Annotated in this window: 22 protein-coding genes; 15 read left to right on the top strand and 7 right to left on the bottom strand. The window is 54.0% G+C overall.

Annotated features, from left to right (window positions below; genetic code table 11):
- Positions 1-63: 63 nt before the first annotated feature.
- Together Q0Y46_RS09670 and Q0Y46_RS09665 are read right to left on the bottom strand one after the other, a co-directional pair.
- Entirely contained in the window at positions 64-4,179 is a 4,116-nt protein-coding gene (locus Q0Y46_RS09670) for a hypothetical protein (protein ID WP_297946970.1), read from the bottom strand.
- Between the two features lie 33 nt (positions 4,180-4,212).
- Positions 4,213-5,142 (bottom strand): glutamate--tRNA ligase family protein, encoded by a 930-nt coding sequence (locus Q0Y46_RS09665; RefSeq protein WP_295680303.1) that lies wholly within the window; start codon positions 5,140-5,142, stop codon positions 4,213-4,215.
- A 57-nt stretch (positions 5,143-5,199) separates the two neighbouring features.
- Between Q0Y46_RS09665 and Q0Y46_RS09660 the strand changes: the two genes are divergently transcribed.
- Together Q0Y46_RS09660 and Q0Y46_RS09655 are read left to right on the top strand one after the other, a co-directional pair.
- Entirely contained in the window at positions 5,200-5,781 is a 582-nt protein-coding gene (locus Q0Y46_RS09660; protein ID WP_297946968.1) for a hypothetical protein, read from the top strand.
- 5 nt (positions 5,782-5,786) lie between these two features.
- On the top strand, positions 5,787-6,347 hold the full coding sequence (locus Q0Y46_RS09655) for a 3'-5' exonuclease (protein WP_297946966.1): 561 nt from the start codon (positions 5,787-5,789) through the stop codon (positions 6,345-6,347).
- Positions 6,348-6,469: 122 nt separating this feature from the next.
- Here the strand turns inward: Q0Y46_RS09655 and Q0Y46_RS09650 are convergent, their stop codons facing one another.
- From Q0Y46_RS09650 to Q0Y46_RS09640, 3 genes are read right to left on the bottom strand one after another with little or no spacing between them, the layout of a single operon-like run.
- A complete protein-coding gene (locus Q0Y46_RS09650) occupies positions 6,470-7,609 on the bottom strand; it encodes a glycoside hydrolase family 3 N-terminal domain-containing protein (protein ID WP_295680310.1) in 1,140 nt (379 codons plus the stop codon).
- A 30-nt stretch (positions 7,610-7,639) separates the two neighbouring features.
- Complete coding sequence (locus Q0Y46_RS09645) at positions 7,640-10,165, bottom strand: DNA topoisomerase III (protein ID WP_297946963.1); 2,526 nt, start codon at positions 10,163-10,165, stop codon at positions 7,640-7,642.
- Positions 10,166-10,168: 3 nt separating this feature from the next.
- Positions 10,169-11,302 carry a glycosyltransferase gene (locus tag Q0Y46_RS09640; RefSeq protein ID WP_295680317.1) on the bottom strand — a complete coding sequence of 378 codons (1,134 nt, stop codon included), beginning with the start codon at positions 11,300-11,302 and terminating at the stop codon, positions 10,169-10,171.
- 232 nt (positions 11,303-11,534) lie between these two features.
- Here Q0Y46_RS09640 and Q0Y46_RS09635 point away from each other — a divergent pair, with 232 nt between their 5' ends.
- Both Q0Y46_RS09635 and Q0Y46_RS09630 read left to right on the top strand, forming a co-directional pair.
- Positions 11,535-12,998, top strand: a complete 1,464-nt coding sequence (locus Q0Y46_RS09635) for a hypothetical protein (RefSeq protein ID WP_297946961.1) — start codon at positions 11,535-11,537, stop codon at positions 12,996-12,998.
- Between the two features lie 78 nt (positions 12,999-13,076).
- The gene (locus Q0Y46_RS09630) at positions 13,077-13,862 is read left to right on the top strand and encodes a hypothetical protein (RefSeq protein ID WP_297946959.1); all 786 of its coding nucleotides are present in this window, start codon (positions 13,077-13,079) and stop codon (positions 13,860-13,862) included.
- 37 nt (positions 13,863-13,899) lie between these two features.
- On the opposite strand, the gene Q0Y46_RS09625 is transcribed toward Q0Y46_RS09630, so the two are convergent.
- A complete protein-coding gene (locus Q0Y46_RS09625; protein ID WP_297946957.1) occupies positions 13,900-14,616 on the bottom strand; it encodes a queuosine precursor transporter in 717 nt (238 codons plus the stop codon).
- Between the two features lie 177 nt (positions 14,617-14,793).
- Positions 14,794-15,270 (bottom strand): preQ(1) synthase, encoded by a 477-nt coding sequence (gene queF / locus Q0Y46_RS09620; RefSeq protein ID WP_297946955.1) that lies wholly within the window; start codon positions 15,268-15,270, stop codon positions 14,794-14,796.
- A gap of 202 nt (positions 15,271-15,472) precedes the next feature.
- On the opposite strand from queF, the gene Q0Y46_RS09615 reads away from it, so the two are divergent.
- The 11 genes from Q0Y46_RS09615 to Q0Y46_RS09565 all read left to right on the top strand — a co-directional run.
- Positions 15,473-15,739, top strand: a complete 267-nt coding sequence (locus Q0Y46_RS09615) for a hypothetical protein (RefSeq protein WP_295680333.1) — start codon at positions 15,473-15,475, stop codon at positions 15,737-15,739.
- Positions 15,736-15,891: a hypothetical protein gene (locus tag Q0Y46_RS09610; protein WP_295680336.1), complete on the top strand. Its 156-nt coding sequence runs from the start codon at positions 15,736-15,738 to the stop codon at positions 15,889-15,891. The genes Q0Y46_RS09615 and Q0Y46_RS09610 overlap by 4 nt, the downstream gene beginning before the upstream one ends.
- 108 nt (positions 15,892-15,999) lie before the next feature.
- On the top strand, positions 16,000-16,530 hold the full coding sequence (locus Q0Y46_RS09605; RefSeq protein WP_295680340.1) for a DUF177 domain-containing protein: 531 nt from the start codon (positions 16,000-16,002) through the stop codon (positions 16,528-16,530).
- A gap of 2 nt (positions 16,531-16,532) precedes the next feature.
- Positions 16,533-16,721 carry a 50S ribosomal protein L32 gene (rpmF, locus tag Q0Y46_RS09600; protein ID WP_290960253.1) on the top strand — a complete coding sequence of 63 codons (189 nt, stop codon included), beginning with the start codon at positions 16,533-16,535 and terminating at the stop codon, positions 16,719-16,721.
- A gap of 20 nt (positions 16,722-16,741) precedes the next feature.
- On the top strand, positions 16,742-17,725 hold the full coding sequence (plsX, locus tag Q0Y46_RS09595; RefSeq protein WP_295680343.1) for a phosphate acyltransferase PlsX: 984 nt from the start codon (positions 16,742-16,744) through the stop codon (positions 17,723-17,725).
- A gap of 173 nt (positions 17,726-17,898) precedes the next feature.
- Positions 17,899-20,457, top strand: coding sequence for a glycoside hydrolase family 9 protein (locus tag Q0Y46_RS09590; RefSeq protein ID WP_295680346.1), 2,559 nt, complete (start codon positions 17,899-17,901; stop codon positions 20,455-20,457).
- A 193-nt stretch (positions 20,458-20,650) separates the two neighbouring features.
- A complete protein-coding gene (fabD, locus tag Q0Y46_RS09585) occupies positions 20,651-21,571 on the top strand; it encodes an ACP S-malonyltransferase (protein WP_297946952.1) in 921 nt (306 codons plus the stop codon).
- A 94-nt stretch (positions 21,572-21,665) separates the two neighbouring features.
- Positions 21,666-22,406, top strand: coding sequence for a 3-oxoacyl-[acyl-carrier-protein] reductase (gene fabG / locus Q0Y46_RS09580; RefSeq protein WP_295680352.1), 741 nt, complete (start codon positions 21,666-21,668; stop codon positions 22,404-22,406).
- Positions 22,407-22,453: 47 nt separating this feature from the next.
- Complete coding sequence (gene acpP / locus Q0Y46_RS09575) at positions 22,454-22,696, top strand: acyl carrier protein (RefSeq protein ID WP_173341314.1); 243 nt, start codon at positions 22,454-22,456, stop codon at positions 22,694-22,696.
- A gap of 175 nt (positions 22,697-22,871) precedes the next feature.
- Positions 22,872-23,693, top strand: coding sequence for a ribonuclease III (gene rnc, locus Q0Y46_RS09570; protein ID WP_295680355.1), 822 nt, complete (start codon positions 22,872-22,874; stop codon positions 23,691-23,693).
- An 83-nt stretch (positions 23,694-23,776) separates the two neighbouring features.
- A partial coding sequence (locus tag Q0Y46_RS09565; protein ID WP_297946949.1) for an ABC transporter substrate-binding protein occupies positions 23,777-24,621 on the top strand: 845 nt, incomplete at its 3' end.

The following is a 24,621-nucleotide window of genomic DNA, read 5'->3' as shown; positions in this document are numbered from 1 at the left end:
AAATCCAATTTTACGGGCTCAGGTTATTACCTGAGCCCTGTTTTTTTTTCGTATTACTAGAGCTTATTCCAGCAGGCCCAGAGTCTGTTTTATTGTGAACTCGTCCATCGAAGACGGCAGGAGTGCGCGTTCTTCTGGTGCGACGTAGGCGAACTTGCGTTCGAATTCGCTACACTGCGATCTGTCGCGGGGCTTCAGCTCTACAGACTTGATGCTGTAGAAGAACGTGCCGGTCTTGATAAACTTTTTCGACTGCAGGCCCTGGTTGATGGCTTCGGTGAGTGCCTTTTGAATCATGGGGCCTTCGCGGTCCACATGGTGTAGTTCCATCAGCCTGTGGCGCAGCAGTTCCTCGTGGATCGGGGACTCGTGGTCGACGTAGAACTTCAACTGCGTGATGAGCGATGCCGCTGGCAGTTCCGGGATAGGCTTGTCGTGGGCAGTTCCTTCGATATTCGGATGGGTACACTTGTAAGGGACAACCTCGACGTTGTAAAGGTCGTTCTCGGCGTCTTCTGCTTGGCCGTTTTCTCCGTTCTCTTCTGGTGGCGGAGGAGCGACGCTCTGCTCGATGGCGATTGTCGCAAGAAGGTGGGACTCTTCGTCTTTGCGCGACATGAACCAGAAGGGCAACCAGATGTTGATGACCTTCCAGCCCAACTGGCGCAGCACGATGGGGCGGACGTATTCCGTGTCTTCGATTGATTCGCGGAAGCGTTCCCTGGTGCAGTCGTCCTCGATGAGTGCAAGATACCGTTTCGAGTTATTTGCATCTACCACGACCGGTCCGACCGCGATATTGCCTGTTTCGAATATGGGTTCGACATTTATACCGTTTGTAGAAAGCGCTTCGACAATATCCTTGCGCATACGGGATTCTCCGCAGTGCGGGTTAGTCGGCTTGAACTCCAGTTCGCGCTTCAGGTATTTGAGCCAATCCCAGAAAAGCGTGGACTTGGGGTTGGCGTGCTTGGCGATGTCGGCATTGGATATGAATACGCGCAGTTCCTGCTTGGCAAGCGTGGAACATACCGCAACCTTGTTTTCGCCGGAAGTGCCCGACACGGCTTCGGGTTCGGCGCAAATCAGCACGACATCGCGGTATTTGTCTGTTGCCCTTTCGGGAGTCTTGACGTAATACCGGATTAGCGGATTTTCTTGGTTGAAGAACTTCTCGGCCGCAGACCCCTTCTCGAGGAGTGCGCGGATGGCAGCTTCGATTTCGGAACAGCTGGACTGGTGGAATGCAATGATTCCAAGTGTCTGTGCCGGGTGCTTTTGGGCATGGTGTACGGCTGCGTTGGCGATAGCCATAATCTTGTCGTCGACGATGACAAGCGATTCCACGTTGTTCTTTTCGCGGAAGGGCCGCGGGAACTGCCTAATGCCTTGGTTGTAAATTCTGTTGTTCGCAAAGCAGACCAACTTCATGTCGACATACTGGCCGGCGAGCCAGAGTTCGCGAGTCGGAATTCCCCTGCGCAGAGATTCGGCGAGGAGGGATTCCTGGAAGTAGGCCGTATGCCTCGGGAGGACATCGTTATAGGCGTCGTCCGGCAAAATTTCGATGGCGGGCGAATGGGGGTTGCCCATCAGCACGACCTTCTGCGACGAGAGCAATGCGGGCAGCGATTCCACGATAGTGGTGCAGTCTGCATCGAGGAAAACGACGATGTCGAAGTTTTCGGTGCCCTTGAATTCAAAGGTGTCTTCGAGGGTGGCGAGGGTGAGCTGTTCCGGGTTCGCTTCGACCGCTGCGTGCGCAATGCGGAAGTTGGCCTTGCAGAACTGGTCGTAAAGTGTGCGGAAATCGCGGCTCTTGAGGCAACGCTCCTTGGGCGACAGCGAGAAGAGTTCGGGGTTCTTGGCTCCGAGTTGCTGGATTTGCGTGCGCGACCAGAAGTTCCTGAAACCTTGGCCGAATTCGCTGCTTACCTTGTCTGCATTTTGCAGGTAAACCAGCATCGGGCGTAGGTCGTACTGCGCGAGTTCCTTGAACAGGCGGGTGAGCCTTGTATGGATGTCAAGGTTGTCCCAGTTCTCGTTCCAGGAGTTTATCTTGTCGACCCATTTGTCGATAGAAAGGCTTTCGAGCGGTGTCTCCAGATCAAGGTCCTTGGCTATCTTGCGGATCGATTCTTGCAGGGCCTTTACGGATGCCGCGTATTTCTTGAAGTTCGGTAACTCGGGCTTGAACTCGTGCCAGTGTTCCAGGATTTGCAGCATGAAGTCGAGCTTGGGGTCGGACTCGTGCTTGTCGCGGAAATTGAACAGGTACTTAATCTTTGTGTTGAGTTCGAACCAGTTGGACTTCTCGTATTTCCAGTCTTTGCCGAGCAAGTGGTTGCCGAGAACCGCCGTGTCTTTGTAGGCACGCTTGTTTTCTTGCAGTTCCAGCAACGTGTCGATGAGGTCGAGGAGCTCCGCGTCCGAAGATACGGCCCTGGGCTTGCGGATGACTTTCAGCAGTGCCCTGCGCGAACTGCGGTAGCGGTCCGAGAGGCCTTTCAGCGTAACGTTCAAACTTTCTACGAATTCTTCACGGTCGGCAAGGACATTCACGTCTACAGCATCGTCGGTATAGATGTCCGATGTCTGGCGGCGGTACCGGACCCAGTTGTCGCCGGCTTCGGGTAATGCCTTGAGTGAATCGTGGTAGGCGACCCAGTTGTTCGAGCGGAGTTCCCAATCTTCGAATACAGGTGTGTTCTCGTCGAATGTATTGATTAACAGGTCAATCGTTTCGGCGAGGCTCGATACGAAAATTCCTGTGGGGAAGAGCGATGCAACCTTGAAGAGTTTAATAATCGGTTGCAGTTCCTTGATTTTGGTAACGGCCTGCTCCAGCTGGACTGCGATGGCATCTTTTTCCTCGACAGTGAGGTTCGGGACCTTGATGCCCTGGAACGCCTTGCGAGCCGATATGCCCTGCTTGTTGAAATACAGGTCAAGAGCTTGCTCGACAATCTTCTTTACGTTGTTGTACGTGGCGTAGTCAAGTTTGTCTACACCGTCGAAGATGGATTCCGAAAATTTGGTCTTTGTTGCCGGGGCGAGTGCGAATTCCGTAAGCAAATCGGAAAGCGGTGCTCCTGCCGGCTGGATTTTTTCGTTGACCGTCTTGTAGTATTCGATGAACGACTTGCGGAACTTGACGAAGTCCGGTTCGATTGCTTCGCGCTCCGGGCCTTGGAACGACTTGAACGGAGGTTTCCATGCGTTTTCGAAGTTCAGCCGCGTTACGGCTCTCTTGGAAACGACCAAGGTCTTTTTGCCGGTAACCACGGATTCTGCCACGATATTTGCGGCGACCTTGTCTTTGGAGGTCCCTGGCAATGTCTGGATGGCGAAAGCGAACTTGTCGTCCAGGAGGGATTCCATCACGGACTTTGTGGTATGGGAATCCAATGCGTAAGGGAAATGGTGGTCTACCGGGTTGAACAAATCGTCGAATGCGCCCTCGTCAAAATAGGAGTTCTGCATCCGGAAGCCGTCTTCGCCAAAGAGGGCCTGGAGCATTGGGCGGTTGTCGACGAGCTTGTCTTCCCAGATATCCGCTTCGAAATGTTTCTTGAGCTTGAGCCTAGCTCCGTTGGCAAACGAGAGACAAAGGCCATGGCGTGTGAACTTCCACTTTTTCTCCTTGAGCACGGCCTTTTCAAAAAGTGAAAAGTAAAGGAGAATGCTGAACTGCCCGTTGATGCTCGCATCCTCGACTCTTGGGAGGTCTACGACATCCTTGAGGCGTTCGCGGAGGATGACGTTCTCGATGGCGGGGCGCTTGGACAGGGAAAGCTTATTTGTCTTTGGGTCAAAATCTACAGGGACAAGGAGTGACGGGGCCAGCGCATTGCCGTCCCATTTGAGGAATCCGAGCACGAGATACAGGTCGGATTTGCCGAAATCTTCGTTCTTTTGCTGGAGCACGGAAAGCATCTGGGTTTCCGTCGTCACCTTCTGCTGGGCCGTAAAGTTCGCCGAAATGGGGAGGAATGTTTCCAGCGATATGGATTCCCCGGACTGGGCCCATTTTTCGTAGAACAAGTCTCCCGCTTCCAGAATCAAGGGGCTTTGCAATACGCCCTTTGTCGCAAAGTTCAGAAAACGATCCTTAGAATCAAAAAGCGCAGCTTCTTGACGGATTTTCGTAATCATGGATGACGGTAACACTTGAGCCATACCGAGAATATAACTTTTTTTGGGCCGAGTGGCTTATATGCAAGATTCTATTAATGAAATCGCTTGTTCCAGCGAAAGCGGGGCCGGAGTTTCTTGCATTTTGGCCTTGTAACACACTCTTCCTAGCAGAATTTCGGGGGGTGTACCCGATTCGCGTTCTTGCCGGAGGCTGTAGGCGAGTTCCCTTTTGGAGAGTTTCTTGCCGGAACTGTCGGATATCAGGGCGTGATGCAGGTAAACGGGGCGCTCTGTGGCTCCCAACGCTTCTCGCAGGGCAATTTGGCGAGCTGTGGAATTGCGGATGTCTTCGCCGCGGACGATATGCGTGATGCCCTCGTCGATGTCGTCGACGCAGACGGCGAACTGGTAGGTCCATTGGCCTTCGCGGTCGCGAATGGGGAAGTCCCCGCATTGGAGTTTCGGATTTTCGGCAAAGTCGCCCAACCGCAAATCATGCCACTGAATTACTTTGTCCGGAACAACAAATCTGAGATTATGCGGTTCCATCTCGTGCCGCAAATCTTGTGCCTCCCCCTCGCACCTCGCATCTTGCGCATCCTCCTCGAACCTCGAGCCTCGCGCCTCGCGCCTTACCAAGCACTTCCCCTGATACACTATCTCTCCCGTCTCGCTCTTGGGGTTCTCGGCCTCGAGCTGCTTGCGGCTGCAGTAGCACGGGTACACGAGCCCTTGTGACTCCAGTTTGGAAAGGGCTTGCTCGTAGAGGGGCCAGCGCTTGCTTTGGATACTTTCGCTGTCGTAGTGGAACCCGAACCATGCGAGGTCTTCGTAGATGCCTTCGACGTAGGCGGGGCGCATCCGGCTCTGGTCGTGGTCCTCGATGCGCAGATGAATCTTGAGGCCCCACTTTCGTGCGGCAGCCCAAACGTAGAGCGCGGAGAGCAGGTGCCCTTCGTGCAGGAATCCCGTGGGGCTTGGCGCGAATCGTATTTTCCCGGACATGTCTCCAAATTTAATTCTTTTTTTTATTATTTAAAGCAGATTCAATGCAGGAGCATTATGCGCAAAAATTTTTATTTGATCGGTTTGGTTGTGTTTATGGCAATGGCCTCCGCATCGTTTGCCGAGGATATTATTGCAAAAACGTCGAACGGTTCTGTTGTGTTGCTTCACGATAACGGACGTTGGGAATATTACCAGAACAACGCCCAGATCCGCGATGTCCGGCCTTCCGCGATTCCCGAGGATGCCAAGTTCGAGGTGAGCGTTTTATACGAATCTCCAGATAAAATCAAGAAGAACGTGCGCATGGCTCTCGAGGCCGATTTTGCGACCGAAGAAGAAATCAAGGACAGTTTGCGCAAGGTGCCGAAGGGTGGCGTCATCTATTTCCAGGTGCCGACGAAGCAGATTAAGAAGGGCTATTCTCGCGAGTTAACTTATTCCATTTACGACAAGGGTTCGGCTCCGATATTCACGAAAACGGTGCGCGATACCGAGGCGACTCCCAGCGAAGACCGTGGGATTTCCAACTTGCTGGTCGTGCCGGTTTATGGCCGCCCGCAGACGAGCATGCTCAAGGCTCGCGTCGAGAACCGCGAAGGAAACCAGACCCTCGACATTGATATACCGCTAAAGTAAGCCGGATGCGTTTTGCCGTTGTAGACTTGGAGACGACTGGAGGCAGACCCGCAGAATGCCGCATCATGGAGATGGGGATTGTTCTGATGGACGACTGCGAGGTGGTGGGCACTTACCAGACACTCATCGATCCGGGTCAGGAAATTCCCCCGTTTATCCGTAACCTCACCGGAATTACCGAGGAGATGGTTTCGGGGCAACCGCAGTTTTCCAGCGTCGCCGAACATGTCGCCGAATTGCTGAAAGATCGCATATTCGTTGCGCACAACGTGCTTTTTGATTGTAAGTTCATGCGGGCCGAAATGAAACGCGCTGCTATCCCGTACGACCCGCCGCGCCTTTGTACGGTAAAACTGTCGCGCCGCGTGTTTCCTGGCCTGCCCAGCTACAGCCTGCATAAACTAACGGAATCGCTGGGACTCGCTGACTTTAGGCATCACCGTGCCTTGGACGATGCCATGGCCGCCGCCGAAATATTGAAACTCGCAATTGCGAAAGTAGGCGAAGCCGCCGTTTTCAAAGAAGTCAAGAATATGTCGAACCCAAAGAAGGCGAAAGTGCTGTGAGGTGAGAGGCTAGAGAATAGAGACTCGGGGCTAGTGAAAAGAATCACGCACTTCGTGCGTTAATAATAGACGGCGAAGCCGTGATATTTCTCCCTAGCCTCTAGATTCTAACCCCTCATCCCTTACAGCATCCCCGCCTTGTTCTTCATCTTGAGAATTCTCGCGGCGGATTCTTCGATGCGCTTGCGGTAGGTCGAGTTGTACTTGGCGAGCCTTTCCAGGTAATTCACCATTTCTTCGGCCTTCTTGGGGTAGGTTATCATGAACATGTCGTTGCCCGCCATGACAGCGATGCGAATAAGCTTCTTGAAGTCCTTTGTCGGGTAGGTCTTGCTTGTGGCGCGGTCCATGCCGCTAATCCAGGCGCGTAAACTCACTCCCCACAGGTCGTCGGTGAGGATGACGGTTTCGGGCGACATTTCCCTTGCCATCCGGACGATCCGTGAATCGAATACGGCGGGGCGATTTGAAATGCGGATAAAGCGCACGCTGCTCATCATGGTAACAGGAATGATGCCGCTCTGGGCTTTGAACAGCCCCACGTTACGCTGGATTTTGGCGAGCGGGCTTGCGCTGATGGCGATTTGGTGGTCGCTATTGGTCCACGAGTCGTAACCGGGGAAGTGTTTTGCGGCGCAGACGATTCCGTTGTCCTTCATCCCTTGGACAAAGGCGGCGACTTTTTCACCGCTGGTGCTGTCTTTGTCCCACGAGCGGTGGCTTTCTTCCATGAACGATTTTTTATTGCGGTGGTCAAGGGCCGGGTCGAGTACCGGTGCGAGATTTAAGTTGATGCCCAGTGCTTTGAGTTCGCTGCCGATGCTACGTGCAATGGCCCTTACGGAGTCCGGCTCCATGTCGCGCATTTCGTAGGCGCTCGGGGCGTGTTTCCATTTTTCGGAGATGCCGCCGATGCGGTTCACGCGGCCACCTTCCTGGTCGCTTGCCACGAGGAGCGGAATGCGGAGCTCGGCGTTGGCCTGATTGAGGTTGTGGATAAAGTTGTCCTTCTTGTTCAGGTGCGACTTCATCACGAGTACGCCGCCGAATTCGTTCTTGACCAGGAATTCGGCGGGCGACATGTAGACCATGATGAGCTGGGCGGCCTTCTGCCTTATGGAAAGCGAATCCCACAGCGGCAAAAGCGCATCGGGAAGGTCGTAGGGATTTTTAGAGGCCTCGTTACGGGATTCCTGGGCGAACAGGGTCGCAGCGCACAAGAGCACTGCGATTACCCAGGTCGTCCATCGTCGCGTCAACATGAGGGTCCTTTTGGCGCAGGCGTTGCTGCGCTAGCCTTCGGCCTTGGCCGCGGGTTTCTTCGTGAATCGCTTTGCCGTGAACGTGCGCGGCGGGAAGTCGAACTTGAGCTTGCCTGCCTTGTCGAGGTAGAGGAACGCGTCGAACAGGCGGTGCGTCTTGTTGCTGCGGAAACCCTTGATGAGCGAGGTCTTTTCGCCGCCGAGCATCTTCTTGATTTCGTCGATCGGGAGTTCTTTGCCGAGCATCACCTTGGGAAGTTGGATGCCGCTCGGTTCCTTGTCGATATAGCTCTGGCTCACGTAGCCGGTGAGCGTCTCGAACACGTCGGAGCCGTCGATGGGGGACTTGCCCACCTTCTCGCCAATCTCGATTTCTTCGGGCTTCTCGTCGAATACGAATTCAATTTTGTTCTGGTCGTTGATGGTGAGCACGGCCGAGAATTCGGCACCCTTCTTGCTGCGGAAACCCGTGAGCGGGCCGATTTTCCGCTTGGTCAGGAGCTCGACGATTTCGTCGTCGGTGAGGTGCTTGCCACCGATAATCTTGCGGATGACAATGCCGTCTTCGGTAGTGTAGCGGCTCACGGTTTCGAAGACCTTCTTGCCGTTCACCGGGCTGAACTTTGCCTCGCCGGTCGTGCTTTCTTCCTTGAATCCCTTGATGTTTTTCACCATGGACTTTGTCATCTCGACGATGCCTTGCATGAAGTTTTCACGGGATTCCTTGCCCTTGGAGATAAGATCCATCTTGTATTCCCACTCGCCGGTGAGTTCCGGGCTCGTGAGGGCTTCGATGTCCATGGCCGAGAGCACCTTGATAAGGTCGAACGCCTTTGCTGTCGGGATCATTTCCTTGCCGTCACGGACAACGTACTTGTCGCTCACGAGCTTTTCGATGATGGCGGCTCGCGTTGCCGGCGTACCAAGCCCGCGCTCCTTCATGGCGTCGCGCAGCTCGTCGTCTTCGACGAGCTTGCCCGCGCTTTCCATCATAGAAAGCAACGTGCTTTCTGTGTAGTGCGCGGGCGGCTTGGTAAAGTCTTCGTTGCTGCGGATGTCAAGCGTCTTGGCCGCATCTCCCTTGAGCTGCGGAACGTTCGACTCATCGTCGCTGTCTTTGCCATACACGGCCTTGAAGCCGGGGTCTACGAGAATCTTGCCTTCGGTGATGAACGTCTCGCCCTCGACGGTCGTGACGCGGGTGGTGTTCAGGTACTGCGCCGGCGGGAAGAACACCGCGATAAAGCGCTGGCAGATCATCGTGTAAATCTTTTCTTCGGCCTCGGAGAGTCCCTTCGGCACAACACCCGTGGGGATGATGGCGAAGTGGTCCGAAATCTTCGAGTTGTCGAACACCTTCGGGGTGCGCTTCACGTAGCTGTTGTCGAGCGCTTCCAGGGCGAACTTCCTGAGCGGGCCTTCGATCTTGCCGAGGGTCGCCTTGACGGTGGTTACGTAGTCTTCGGGCAGGCAGCGGCTATCGGTACGCGGGTAGGTGGTCGCCTTGTAGTGCTCGTACAAACTCTGGGCAATCGAGAGCGTCGTCTTGGCGCTGAACCCGAAACGGTTGTTCGCCTCGCGCTGGAGCGTAGTGAGGTCGTAGAGCTGGCCGCACTTTTGCTGGCTCGGGGCGGTGGTCTCCTCGATTTTGCCTGCCTTGCCCTTGCACTTCGCAAGGATTTCGGCGGCCTTTTCTCCGTCAAAAATCTGCTTCTGGCGTTCCTTGCCTTCTCCGGTGAACCACTTGCCTAGGTAGGCGTTGCCACCGTTGTCGAAATCGGCCTCGACGGTCCAGAACGTTTGCGGCACGAACTTGAGGCGTTCTTCTTCGCGCTTCACGATGATGGCAAGTGTCGGGGTCTGCACGCGGCCGCACGGCGTAATCTGGAAACCTCCCATGCTACTGTTGTAGGCGGTGAGGCCACGGCTGCCGTTCATGCCCACGAGCCAGTCGGCTTCGCTGCGGCAGAGGGCGGCATCCTTGAGGTTTTCCATCTCTTCGGCGGTACGCAGGTGCTCGAAGGCGTCCTTGATGGCGGCGGGCGTCATGCTCTGCATCCACAGGCGCTTGATGGTCTTGCCCGTGAACTTGCCCTTGAGCACGTAGTCCAATATGTAGAAGAATATCAGTTCACCTTCGCGGCCCGCATCGCATGCGTTCACAATGGTTGTGACGTCTTTCCTCTTGATGAGCTTGCCCACAATGGAAAGCTGCGATTTTGTAGCGGGGGTTGCGACCAGCGGGAATTTTTCGGGGAGCATGGGGAGTGTCTTCATGTCCCAGGCCTTGTAGCGCTCGTCGATGTCTTTGGGGTCGGCGATGGTCACGAGGTGGCCGATGGCGTGGCTTACGATGGTCGTGTCGCTTTCGTAGTAGCCGTTGTTTTTGGTGAATGTCTTTGCTCCGAGGACCTTGACCAGGTCGCTGGCGACGCTAGGCTTTTCCGCGATGATGAGCGTCTTGCCGGCGGCGGGGGCTTTTGCAGTCTTGGCTGTCTTGGCCTTGGTTGCCGCGGTCTTGGTCGTCTTAGTCGTTGCTTTTGTAGTCGTTGCCATTGATTATTTCCATTTGAATCGCCCGAACAGGCCAAAGAGGACGGCCAGAACGGTAAAGGGGGCGTGGATAATCTCGACGGGGATGCACCATTTCAATAGGTGCTCCTGCTTGAATATCCTGAGCCCGCGAAGTATTAAAACAAGGTCTCCGACGCACTTGGCGACGGATGCGACAATTGTCGCGAGGAGAATTTCGAAACTGAACGGCGAGAGTGCCACCGCGACGCACTGCATGACGAGGAAGAGGAACACCATGCTGAGTACGAACACAATTTTCGGCGTATAATATATAGTTGCCGATGCCCAGCGCTTGCGCTGTTCCCAGAGTTCCTTGAGCGTTTCCTTGCCGCTTGTGGTGACAAATGTGTTAGGTGCAATACAGTAGCGCATGGCCCAGGGGCGGTCGTCGGCGATTTTCTGCATCAGGAGGTCGTCGTCGCCACTCTGGATCTTGAGCACGTTGTCGAACCCGTGGACGCTCTTGAAGAAACTCTTGCGGTAGGCGAAGTTGTTGCCGGTGCTGGTGAGTGGCAGGTGCATGGCGAGGCCTGCGGTGCCTGCCACGCGGTAAATGAGCGTTTCGACCGCCTGCATGCAAATGAGAATGCTCGATTTGCCGGGGATGGTCGGGATGTAGGAATGCCCTGCCACGAGTTCGATGCCCGGTTCAAATTCGTGAACGATGCCGTCAATCCAGGTGGGCAGCACAATGCAGTCGGCGTCGGTGAGGCAAAGAATATCGCCATCGCAGACATCGATGAGTTTTGACAGGGCGTGCTTCTTGGGGCTCACGCCTTCGGGAATGTCGTCAATCCGGAGGATATGGAGCCTCGGGTCGCGGGCGGCATATTCGGCCAGGATCTCCGGGGTGTCGTCGGTGCTGCGGTCGTCGGCGACCCAGACGTCCCACTCGCCATCGTAGTCCTGTGCCAAGACGGAATCCAGCGTGTCGCGGATGCCGGTCGACTCGTTGCGTGCGGCAATCAGGATGCTCACGCGCGGTTTGGGCTCTACGTCGGAGGTCCCTGTACGCACGGTGCCGAGGGCGCGGTAGAACCGCACCAGGAGGACTATGTAGAATAGTCCGAACACGGCCAATAGACCGATGACCAGGTATGTGAGCACCGTGATAAGCATTTTCCGCGCAAAATTTAGTTCATCGAAAAGATTATCCGAGCGATGTTCAGCGGAAAAATACCCGAAAATTTTCGTACCTGCCGTTTTTGGACGAATTTCGCAGGTACGATACTATATATAATAGGCGGCGTTCCGGGGGCTGTCGGGGCAGGAACCGGCCGAAACTTTCTATTTTCTGTTTATTCTCATATATGGCTTCGAATTTATCGAATCCCATCGCGCAGGAGGAATAATGCGTTTTGAACACCTTGGCCTGACCAAAATGCTGGCCGTTTTAGTCCCGTTCGCCCTAGCTTTGAGTTTTGTTGGCTGTAGTGGCGAAAGCAGCACTGCTGCCGACGGGAATTTCGACGATCCGGAAAATTCCGCTATTGATGACGACTCTAGCGGCAAGGACAGTTCCTCCAGTTCTTCCAGTTCTTCCAAGAAGAACGACTCTAGCGGCAGGGACGATTCCTCCAGTTCCTCTAAAAAGGATGGCTCTAGCTCTAGCAAAAAGGAACGTTTTGACAATGTGAACGTGCCCGACGTCGAAATAGGGAAGTGCGACTTCAAGCAAGACGACGAGGTATGGGCCTATGCTTACACTGAAACTAAAGATGACGATACTTATGAGGTGTACAGTTTCAGTTTCTTTGATGGCAAGTATCTCAAGGATTCAACGTATTTTGTCTTCAGTGGGCCCGAGACTGCCAAAGAGTGTAAACAGAAGAAGGGTAAAGAAACGAGTGAAGATGTTCTCTTAGACACGAAAATAGTCTCTACATACTGGTGCGAGAACGGAGTTATGTATGGAACTAATGTCGCGGATTTTGGGGAAATGTATGATAAGTCCCGTAAAACGTATTTTGAAATGTCCATGGAGGAGTGCGTAAAACACAACGGGATAGCTATCAAGCTTTCTTCGAGTAGTGCAGGCCGGTCTTCTTCCAGCAGCAAAAATAAATCTTCCTCTTCGAGCAAGGACGGCGGCAGTTCTGCTGGCACTTACAATGGCATGACCGCAGGCTGCAACTTCAAGAAAGACGACAAGGTGTGGAAGTTCTATCTCAAGGACAATTCGTCTGGAGTGGAATACAAGAGCTACTACTATGAATTCAAGGAGGGTGGCTCCATCGATTCTACCCATACAGTTTCGGAAGGGAGCTTGGCGAAACAACTGTGCAGTTTAACTGGCCCCGAAGAAGACACTTACACCAGGGACGACCAGACCTACCATGAGAAGTACTGGTGTACGGACAAGGGCTCGGAAGAATTCAAGACCATCAAGGGTGTTGACCCGGACTATGACCGCGACGAGGCGTTCGGCGAGTTCATGCGTAAGTGCAGAATGTACAACGGCCTTCCCGCTGAATTTGACGATGAAGATGATGAGGACTTGTCTTCCAGCAGCGCCGGGGAATCGGCTAGCGGTTCTACTTGCGATTTCGAGAAGGATGATGACGTATGGGTGATGGACGTTGCCGGCGTGGGCCGGACGACTGTCACGTGGAGCGGGAATAGCTATACCGCTGTTGCTGAAATGAACATGAGACTCGAGGATGAAGAAACTTGCGAGGAGTCGGTAGAAAACGCCGATCCGAATGACCACGCTTATTGTGAAGGTAGCGTATATAAATCACGAGCTGAAAGGGTCGTCGATGATGCGGACCGGGATGAAATCTACGAAGAAGCGATGGCGTTGTGCGATTTATAATTCTAGGTGGATAAAATGAAAAATGGGCCCTGCGGGGCCTTTTTTGTATATTTCCTACGACATGTACAAGGAGAAAGCATGCAATTTGGACCTTTCGGCCTGGTCAAGGTATTAGTTGTTTCTATTTCGTTCGCCCTGGCAATCTGTTTTGTCGGTTGTGGTGACGACAGTAGCACTGGGATTTCGAACGATACCAAAATCGAAGCCGATGCCGACGATGTTTCGTCTAGCAGCAAGGCTGATGAAGATGAGAAAATCTCCTCCAGTAGCATGGACGATGAGGACGAAGAAATCTCGAGCAGCACCGAAGGAGATGAGGAAGATGAGGAAGAAGCAGAATCCTCGTCCAGCAGCAAGAAAAGCGAAAAATCTTCCAGCAGCAGCAAGAAAAAAGCCAAGTCTTCTAGTAGCAGTGCCGTTGTAAATAAAGAATCCTCCAGCAGTGCCGGCGAAGAAGACCCCGGCGTAGAACCCGCAGAACCGGAATCGTCTCCGAGTAGCGAAGGGGAATACCCTGACTTGAGCGTTTTGAACGACCCGAACCTAAAGCAAGGTTGCGATATCGACAAGAACGACAATGTGTGGGTGATTCCTTCGTTTGGCATGCCCGCCGCAAAGACGGTTTATATTTGGAAGGGGGATATGTATTCCGTTTCTTCGGTTGTCGAGACCGATTTGGTTCTCCCCTCGTTGTGCCAATCCGCCCTCGGCACGGTGGACTCGACCCTGGCCGGAGAAGAAGACCTGAAAAGGACTTGCGATGGCGGGGTGATGCGCGTTTATAGTTCGACCCCGTTCCAGAAGGGCAACCGCGATTCCCTCTTTGAATCCGCTACACTGTTGTGCCTGGAAGAGGAAGAATAAAGCTTCCCTTTTACTGCTGTAGTCTAGAACTTAAACGCTATTCTTTCAGCAGTTCCGGGTGCTTGTCCGCAATGCGGCGGGCGAGGTACACGAACGGTGTGTCCATCAGCGATGTCACGATGAAGATACCGTAGCCGAAAATCAGGATTTCGACAATCGTATTCCACGGGAACACGCCGGCGAAGGCGAGCAGGTTGAACACCACCACATTGATGAGCTGGCTTACGAGCGTGGAGCCGTTGTTGCGCAGCCACAAGAAGCGCTTCTTGTCGCCGAACTTTTTCTCGGTCCATTTCCACCAGGCGTGGTAGGCCCACACATCGAACAGTTCGCATACGGCGTAGGCGAACAGGCTAGCAAGCATCACGCGGGGCGTATTGGCAAATACGGTACGGATGGGGCCGGCCATGGAGTCGCCCTCGGCGGGGATGTACAAGAACCAGCTCTGGGAAATCAGGATGAACGTGACGTTTGCGAGGATGCCGATTTTGACGCAGCGGCTAGCCTCTTTTTTGCCGAAGATTTCGCTCATGATGTCGGTCGCGAGGAAAGTCGAGGCGAAAATGACGTTGCCGAGCGTGGTGTCGAGCCCGAAGGCGTGTACCAGAATAAGTACCTCGATGTTGGCGGCGATGGTGCAGATGACAGTCCAGGCGAAGATGCCCTGCTTACCGAAGAAGCGGAAGAAGGCGACGAGGCCCCCGAAGAAGGCGAAGATGGAGGCGATGAGGATGAGTTCGTTTTGTAGAGGCATGGGGTTTGAGGTCGGCGCGTTGCGCCTTTGAGGTGTGAGGTAGATAGTGGTTAGTAAACAGTGGTTGGTGGTTAGGGAAATAGACGAGAGACGAGAGAGGAAAAAAATGTCATTCGCAGGCGCATGACTCGTCGGCTCATCGCTCACTGCTCGTGCCTGGAGCTTCGAGCCTCGCTCCTATTTCCTCCGGTCGATTGCGGCAAATAGGCGGGTCTTGGCGAGCGATTCGAATTCGGTGCCCGGCTTGCCGTAGTTGGCGAACGGGTAGAGCGAGATGCCTCCGCGCGGCATGAACAGCCCCTCGACTTCGATGTACTTCGGGTCCAAAAGCTTCACGAGGTCCTTCATGATGATATTCACGCAGTCTTCGTGGAAATCCCCGTGGTTCCTGAACGAGAACATGTACAGCTTGAGCGACTTCGATTCTACCAGGAACTGGTCCGGGATGTAGTGAATCTTGATTTCGGCAAAGTCGGGCTGGCCGGTTTTGGGGCAAAGGCTCGTGAATTCCGGGCAGTTGAAAGTGACCATGTAGTCGTTGCCCGGGTGCTTGTTCGGGAATTTTTCGAGCACTTCGGGGCTGTAGGTCGTCTTGTACTGGGTCTTGTTGTTGCCGAGCAGCGTGACGCCTTCGAGTTCTGCTTCTGAACGCATTTTGACTCCTAGTTTTGGTTTATAGGGCCTGCGGGAACTCCGCAACCTAAGGCCAGGATGGGTTTCGAACTGGCCGCCCCCAAAGATAGGAAATTCTAGGTGCTTTTTAAAGCCCCTGGAATTGCAAGGCTGTAAGTGTTTTTTTGTCCGTAAAAATGGCCTTTTATCCGAAACATGGCGAAAAACGGCGCAGGTAGAAGGAGTGCACCCGGATTACGGTGAACGCCTGCACGTGTTGACCAAGCAGTATGTGGCTCTCGATGACCACGTGACCCTGGTCGACGACGTTCAGCAGAGCGACCGGAAACTGCTACTGCAGCTAGTTCGCGATACGGTGGGTGTCGTTGTCGTTTTCGAGATGCGCAAGGCGAAGGACAATTCCCTCATCTGGGCTTACCGCCACATCGCGTACGACCCGAAAGACTTCATCCCCATAGTGAGTCGTGTATCGAAGGAGAAAATCCGATGAGAAGGCTTCTTTTGGCTTTTGCGATACTCGCTGTCGGCGTTGCCTTGAATGGTTGCGCGGCTGTTTTCCCAAAAAAGGTCATGATACCCGTGATGCCGCCCGAAAACGACGGGAATCCATTCCCCTGGGATAAACCCGACCCGAGCAAGTAGATTAGGTTAAAATTCCGGGCTGGAACCCCTTCCGCAAACTTTTTAAACCAGATTGTAATATCCTGATTATTGAAATCATGTCTAGTTTTTACTAGATTTGGGGCCACTTTGAGAATCGATATCGCACAAGAACTTAAGGAATCCGAAGACCGCCGGGTGGTCTGGTCCCATGCCGATGCCCCCGAAATCTTCGACGAACTGCACCTGAAAGGCGATCTGGTAGCCCAGGTGCTGGTTAGCCCCGAAGGCCCTAGCAAGTGGCTTGTGTCCGGTACGCTCTCCGGAGTGCAAACTCTGACCTGCTCCCGCACGCTCGAGTTGTTCGACCGTCCCTTCGAAACTGAAATCGTCGTGGAAGTCGAAAGGCTAGGGGTGGCTAAACAGGAACTCGATGAAGACGATGCAGATGTCTTCGCTTATAGAATTCCCCAGGGGCAGTACTTCGTGGACGTTTCCGAGTGCGTTCGACAGCTGGTTATACTGCAAGAACCGGCCGCACCCGTGAAAAATCCCGACGAAGATTTTATCTTTGTATCAAACAAACCGACCAGTGACGGTTCCGCAGAGTCCGAAGACACTATGGACCCCCGCTGGGAAAAACTCAAAGCTTTAAAAAGCAAAATGGAAAATAGGAGTTAAAAATGGCAGTACCTAAAAGAAAAACCTCGACCGCCCGTCGTGACAAGCGCCGCACCCACTGGAAGATGGAAGTGCCGGCCATGGCCACTTGCGAACATTGCGGTTCCGTGAAGCGCCCGCACCGCGTGTGCCCGGTTTGCGGTTACTACAATGGTGTTGAAGTTGTCGACATGAAGGGTGCTGAAGCCTAGTCGCTTTTAAGGAGTTGTTCATGGTAAAAGTTGCCTTGGATGCATTGGGTGGCGATTTTGCCCCCGACGTAGTGATAGAAGGTGCTGTAAACGCCGTCAAGAAAAATGCTGATTTGCATGTTGTCTTGTGCGGACCGGAGGCCGAGGTCAAGGCTGGGCTGGAAAAGCTTGGCTACGCTGGCAATGGTATTTCGGTCGTTGACGCGCCGGATCCGGTCGCCATGGACGAACACCCCGTACAGGTTCTCAAGAAGAAACCCCACTCCGGCCTGGTGACTTGCGTCGCCTTGCAGAAGAAGGGAATGGTGGACGCCTCGGTGAGCGCCGGCAACTCCGGTGCCATGATGGCGTCTTGCCTCATGCTTCTCGGGAAGTCAAGCGAAAAGTTCAGCCGTCCGCCTATCGGTTGCGTTATTCCTACCGCCGACCGTCCGATTATCTTGGTCGATGCCGGTGCGAACGTCGATGAACGCGCTTCTACGCTGGTGGACTTTGCCATCGCGGGATCCGCTTTTGCCGAGACCTACTTCGGTTACCAGAATCCGAAGGTTGGCCTTTTGAACATGGGCGAAGAAGAACACAAGGGCCCAGCCGTGCTCCAGGAAGCACACCAGTTGCTGAAGTCTGCCCCGGTGAACTTCATCGGCAATATCGAAGGCGAAACGCTCATCGAAGGTGCCGCCGACGTCGTGGTGACTTCGGGCTTTACAGGCAATGTTGTCCTGAAAATGCTTGAAGGCTTCTACGAACTGCACAAGAAGATGTTCGGCTTTATTGACACTCCGAATGGTCGCCGCTTCGACGAAATGTGGGACTACCGCATGACGGGTGGTGCCTTGCTCCTCGGCCTCAACGGCACGGGCATTATCGCTCACGGCCGTTCCGATGCTCTCGCTATCGAGAAGGCTGTGGAAGTCGCTGCGAAGTACGCCGAGAAGGGCGTGTCCAAGAACGTGAACGAACGTCTGGCCGCCATCAAGGACGAACCCGCCGAAGCGAAGTAACGCCCCCTGCTTACAACAAGCTTTAATGGCAGAACCCTAAGAGATTAGGGTTCTGTTCTTTTTGTGTGTAATGAATCACGGGAAAATTTTTTCGTTCCATGTGGGGGCTAAAAGTTTTTAAATTGTCTCAAGATAGGTTGCCTTCGAAAAGGCGTTTTATGAAGGAGATGAGAATGTCCAAGTTTACGGTTTTAAAGACGGCAGCCGCTTTTGGCGTAGCCTTGGGTGCAACCCAGTCCGTTTTGGCTGCGGATACCCCGTACGACCTGATTCGCCCGGTTTACCCGATGGCCTGGGATACCTCGAGTGTCGTAGACGGCGGAACGGTCTATGATTTTAGCCATTTTAACGTAAATGAAAAGGATTCGGTGGTCGGCACTCCGGCACCCGGTTCAAAGCCCGAAGATTTCAAAGCGAACGCTTACATTGCAGACACCTTGAACCAGGCCTACATCGATGCCTTGAGCTTGAAGGTTGGCAATATCCGCGTGAACCAGGCCGGTTACCTTACGAATGACCCCGAAAAGCAGTTCTACTATATTTCGGCTAGTTGCGAAACGGCGACCTATTCTGTTGTCGACTTGGATGGGAACGAACTGGCTAAGGACGGCAAGTTTACGGCTACCGGAGATAACTCCACGTCTATCAGGACGTTGAAGGCTTACGCCAATTATTGTACGGATACTCGCTATACGGTGAATTTGGCGATTCCCACAACCAAGCTGTGTGCGGGTAAACTTGCTGATATGGCTTCGCTCCCTACGGACAAGCGCCTCCGTATCAAGGTGGGCAAGGAATATTCCTCTACCTTTATCGTGAGCGACAAGGTCTATTCGATGGTGCGCGACGCGAACCTCAAGTTCTTTGGCGTGCAGCGCAGTGGTGATTCGGAGTCCTGGTTCCACAAGGCAAGCCATGTGCACGACTCCATTCCTGGTGGTTGGTACGATTGTGGCGACAACTTGAAGGTGTCCTCGACTATGGGCTATGCCTTCTTGATGCTTTCGTTACTTTCGGCGACGAACCCGGAACGTGATGAAGACCATTACGCCTTCAACCATAACGAAACTGTAAAGACGGACGGCATTCCGGACATGTTGCGCGAAGCACGTCATGGTGCCGAATTCTTCTTGCGTTCCTATGAATATGCCAAGGGCGACATCAAGGATATGATTGTAAACATCGGTGATGCTGATGACCATAATTATTGGAATCGTGCGGACAATATGGAATCTATGAACCCGGTGCCAGCAAGGCCTGTTTTGCACGGCGTTGGCCCCGGCATGTCTGCCCAGATTGCGGCTGGCCTTGCCCTGCTGAGCGTGCGCTATGCCGCATATGATTCGACTTTTGCAGATAGCTGTCTTAAAGTTGCCGAGAAATTGTACGGCTATGCCAAGGAACACTTCGGCGAACCGGACGTTTGTATTGATTTATATTCCTGCTCCAGTCATTCGAAATATATTGATGCCCTTGCGATGGCGGCTATCGCCCTCCATTATGCGACCTATGAAAAGACAAAGAAGATGGACTATCTGAACGATGCCGCCGGAGATAAGAAAATTAACGATAATAAATCTGCCGAGTATTCTCTTGAATATTTTCCCGCGGGGTGGCTTGGCTACGAAAACAGCTTTACCGCCGGAGGTTGGCCTTCGGATTATGACAATCGTTTCGCGATAACATTGTATGCCTTCTACAAGTTGCTCCTGGCCGATGAAACTACGGCTGAAAAATTTGGCATTCAGAACGTGCTCCGTTTGGAATATATAGAAAGGGTGCTTAATGTGTTGGCAAGGGGTGCGCAAGATGGTTCATTGTCCGCTTCATCGGAAACATCGAATTCGATTGCTTTCTTGGAAAAATTTTCTTTGAGCTATCCGACCCCGTGGTATGTTATGGTTCGTTATTCTTGGGCTCCGAACCTTTATGATTCTGGCAATATTCTCAATATGCTAACTTATGCGGAAGTAGCCAAGGATGTTGAAAATAAGAAGACTTTCAATAAGTCGGTTGCATGGAAACATGCCGAAGTTCGCCAGCTTGCGATAAACAAAGTGAACTATATTCTGGGCGTAAACCAGTGGGATATGTGCTTTATGGTTGGCGTAGGCGACAAGAACGAATCGCATGTCCATCACCGCACGGCCAACCCGGAATTCTGGAATGGGTTTGACAGGGAGTCAATGGTGGCTCTTCCTGTGACTTATAGCTACAGGCCGCCGGTCGGTGCGCTCATGGGAGGCGCGATGACGGATTCCTTGCTGTCGGATGTATCAAACTATACGGCGACAGAGACAGCCATATCTGGCAATGCCACGTTCCTTGCAGTGAACGTGCTTCTTGCTGCCGACGCTCCTATTGTTACGCCTAAGGATTCTACCAAGAACGATACCACCACGACCGATACGACGAAGGCAGATACGGCAAAGGCCGATTCCTCGAAGAAGGACAACATTCCGAGTGTCTCGCCGGCCGGAGCTTCCTACCTCGAAATCGCAAACCACGGGAATGTCATCGACGTGAACTACGCACTCCCGACGGCCCGCAATGTCAGGGTCTCGCTGGTCTCGATCAAGGGCAAGACCATGAAGCTGTATGCTCCGGGGCAACAGGGTGCCGGCCGCCATGCGTTGCAGTGGAACATGGAACAGGTCCCTGCTGGGGCCTATATCGTGAAGTTCTCTGCAGGGAGTATCAAGGAATACAAAGTTGTTAGAATCGGGCTCTAGATTTTAACTTTAGGAAAGAACTGCCCTGCCGTTTTTCGGAACGGTGGGGCTTTGTTTGTTTACAAAAATACTTTATAATGCTTTCTTTCGGGCCTCTGGAGCGTTTTTCCCTGGAAAACCCTCGAATGCTTTGCTGTAATTTTTTAATTTAGGGAGCAAAAATAAAATTGCGGCCTAGCCGCAGAGGTTTATGATGTCTAAGACGATTTTGCTTTTCCCGGGCCAGGGTGCCCAGTACGTGGGCATGGGCCAGACGCTCGCTTCCACGTTTGAACCGGCCAAGAAGATTATGATGCAGGCCGACGAAATCCTGGGCTTCTCACTCTCGAAGCTCATGGCCGAAGGCCCCGAAGACGTGCTCAAGAGCACCGACAACACCCAGCCGGCCCTCTTCACCGTGTCTGCCATGGTGATGGAACTCCTCAAGTCCGAAGGTTTCGCGTTCGACTACGTGGCCGGGCATTCCCTCGGTGAATACTCCGCTATCTACGCTGCTGGCGGTTTCAGCTTTGAAGAAGGCCTCCGCCTGGTGCGTACCCGTGGCGAACTCATGGCATCGGCCGGTTCCAAGAACCCCGGTGCGATGGCTGCCATCATGGGCCAGGACGAAGCCAAGATTCTTGAACTTTGCGAAGCGGTCAAGGCCGAAGGCGTCGTGGTCCCGGCCAACATCAACTGCCCGGGCCAGATTGTGGTGTCCGGTGCGGTCGCCGGCGTGAACAAGCTGGTTGAAAACTGCGCTGCCGCAGGCATCAAGGCCATTCCGCTCGCCGTTTCGGGCGCCTTCCACAGCCCGCTGATGCAGTTTGCCCAGGCCGGCCTCGCCGAAGCGATTGCCAAGACGACCTTCAAGGACGTCGAAAAGCCGGTCATCGCGAACGTGATTGCCGAACCGGTCACGAAGGGTAGCGAAATTGCCGACCTGCTGGTGCGCCAACTGGTGTCTCCGGTCCGCTGGAACGACTGCATGAACAAGGCCATGTCCCTGGGTGTCACGCAGGGCGTGGAAGTCGGCTCCGGCAAGGTGCTCATGGGCCTGATGCGTAAGATCAGCCGCGACGTGAAGGTCACGCCGGTGGAAACCATCGAGGCTTTCCAGGCACTGAAGGGATAAAAAAGTAGACAGTAGGAAGTAGACAGTAGACAGAAACTTCCTACATCTAACTTCCTACTTCCAACTTCTAACTTCCTACTAAGAAGGTTCTACTATGGGAAAACTTACAGGTAAAAAAGCCATTGTCACGGGGGCTTCCCGTGGTATCGGTCTCGCCATCGCTACAAAGCTTGCTAGCGAAGGTGCGGACGTCGCCATCCTTTCCACCTCGGTCAAGGAAGAACTGGCGGCCAAACTTTCCGCCGAACTTGGGGTGCAGGTCAAGAGCTACGCATGCAACGTGGCCGACTCCGAGACGGTCCAGAATGTGTTCAAGCAGATTATCGCCGACATGGGCACGGTTGACATCCTGGTCAACAATGCCGGTATCACCCGTGACGGCCTCCTGATGCGCATGAAGGACGAAGAATTTGACGCGGTCATTGCGACCAATCTGCGTTCCGTGTTCCTGTGTACCCGTGCCGTCGCCCGCACCATGATGGGCAAGCGTACCGGCCACATTATCAACATTTCAAGCATTAACGCCCTGCGTGGCCAGGCCGGACAGGCCAACTACGCCGCTGCCAAGGCCGGCATCATCGGCATGACCCGCTCCAACGCGAGGGAATTCGCCTCTCGCGGCATTACGGTCAACGCCATCGCTCCCGGTTTCATCGGGACCGACATGACCGCCGCCATGGACGACGCCACCAAGGAAAAATATGCAGCCCAAATCCCCCTCGGACGTATCGGAAAACCCGAAGATGTGGCCAATGCGGTCGCTTTTTTGGCTTCCGATGACGCCTGCTACATCACTGGCCAGATTCTGGGTGTAGATGGTGGGTTGAACGCCTAGCCATTTTTTATTAAATTTAACATCAAACAATCCAAACGGAGTTAACAATGACACAAGAAGAAATTTTCAAGAAGATTACCGACGTCATCGTCGCCAAGCTCGAAGTCAAGGCCGAAGACGTGAAGATGGAATCCGAATTCGGCAATGACCTGGGTGCGGACTCTCTCGATCGCGTGGAACTGGTTATGGCTCTCGAAGACGAATTCGAAGTCGAAATCCTCGATTCCGATGCCGAAAAGTTCCAGAAGGTTGCCGACGTGGTCGCCTTCATCGAATCCAAGAAGGCTTAATTCGGTTCTCATCGGAAAAGCAACTGGACAGGGTGGCCCGAACGAGGCTGCCCTTTCTTGTTGATTAGAGATTAGAGACTAGGATCTAGAGGCTGACTCTTAAATCCAAATCTCTAACCCCTAATCCCTATTTTTCCCCTAGATCCTAGCCTCTAGCCCCTAACCCCTATTAAATATGGAAAAGAATACTCTACTCCACAAAGTGCTGAAGCTCTGGTTTCGCCAGAAGTCCGGTGACGGGCTTGAGGCGAAGCTCGGGTATAGGTTCCGCGATCCGGAACTGCTGGCCCATGCCCTGGTGCATCGGTCTTTCCTGTCCGGCAAGGACCTCCCGTACACAAACAACAACGAACGTCTGGAGTTCCTGGGCGATTCCGTGCTCAACATGCTGACCACGGAATACCTGTACAAGACGTACCCCGACGATTCCGAAGGCAACCTCTCCAAGCGCAAGAGCGCTGTGGTTTCTGGCCATGCCTGCGCCCAGTCTTCCAAGGAATGGAACTTGGGCGACTACATCAAGATTGGCAAGTCCGAGGCCAAGATGGGCGGTCGGGGCAAGGAAACGATCCTCGCCGATGCCTACGAGGCGGTGCTCGGGGCGGTGTACCTGGACGGCGGGCTCGAAGAGGTCCGCGCCATCCTCAACCGTTTCCATTTCCCGCGCGTGCAAGAAATCATCGTGGCCGAGGACTTCGTGAACTACAAGAGCGAGCTGCTGGAACTCACGCAGGGCTCCAAGCTGCACATGTCCCCGGAGTACGCGATTGTGGCCGAAGACGGTCCGGAACACCAGAAGTCGTTCACCGCCGAGGTCTCCGTGAACGGGAAGGTCTACGGTCGGGGGACGGGCCCGAACAAGAAGAAGGCCGAGCAGGAAGCCGCCCGTGTCTCGCTGGAAATTCTCAGGGCCGAGATGGCTGCGGCCGAGCCCGAGGAGTCCGATAAGGGCCCCAAGGTGAAGAAGCAGAAACAGCGCCACGTGGGGTTACCGTAGTAGACAGTGGTTAGTGGTTGGTGGTTAGGGCCTCAGCTCTCGAGCCCCGAGCCTGGAACCGCGAACCTCAATTGGATGAGAGAATGATGATTATGAAGACGAGAATTTATGGTATAGCTTTTGCATTCCTGATGGTGTCGGCGATGGCCCTTACCGCCTGCAACGAGCAGGGGGCCTCCAAGTCCGCGGGCAAGACCGCCGAGCTGAACTGCCCGGAACTGCCGGTCGATTCCACCGCCACGGGCGAGTTCGACCCGATTGCCTCGAAGGACGCCCGCCCCTGCGGGACAATCACCCTCTGGGGCTCCGCGATGCCGAAGTCCTTCAACATGTGGGAAGACTACAACAGCTTCTCCGCCGAGCTCATGGGCATGATGTTCGAGCCTCTCGTGAGTCTGCACTCCACCGAGGACCGCGAAGTCGGTATTCTCGCCGACAGCTGGAGCGTCAGCGAAGACGGCAAGACATTCACCTTCCACGTGGATGCGCGGGCCCGGTGGAGCGACGGCAAGCCCGTCACCGCCGAAGATGTGCAGTACTACTACGACGTCATCATGGACGAGAAGAACCTCACCCCGATTTTCAAGGTCGGGCTTAGCCGTTTCGACCGCCCCGAGGTGGTCGACAGCCTCACGGTGAAGATGACCGCGAAGGAATCCCACTGGGGTAACTTCTGGGAAGCTGCGGGCATGCTCGCGTTCCCCAAGCATGTGTGGGCCGGCAAGGACTTCAACCAGATCCGCTACGAGTTCCCGGTGGTCTCGGGCCCCTACAAGATCAAGACCTTCCGCGAAGACCGCTACGTGGAACTGCAACGCCGAGCTGACTGGTGGGGTTTCCACAAGAACTGGAACCGCGGCAAGTACAACTTCGAGAAAATCCGCTACCGCTTCATGAACGACCAGACGAAGGCGCTCGAAGCCTTCAA

Source organism: uncultured Fibrobacter sp., assembly GCF_947305105.1.
Lineage (GTDB): Bacteria > Fibrobacterota > Fibrobacteria > Fibrobacterales > Fibrobacteraceae > Fibrobacter.
This window is presented reverse-complemented; position numbering and strand designations above follow the sequence as displayed.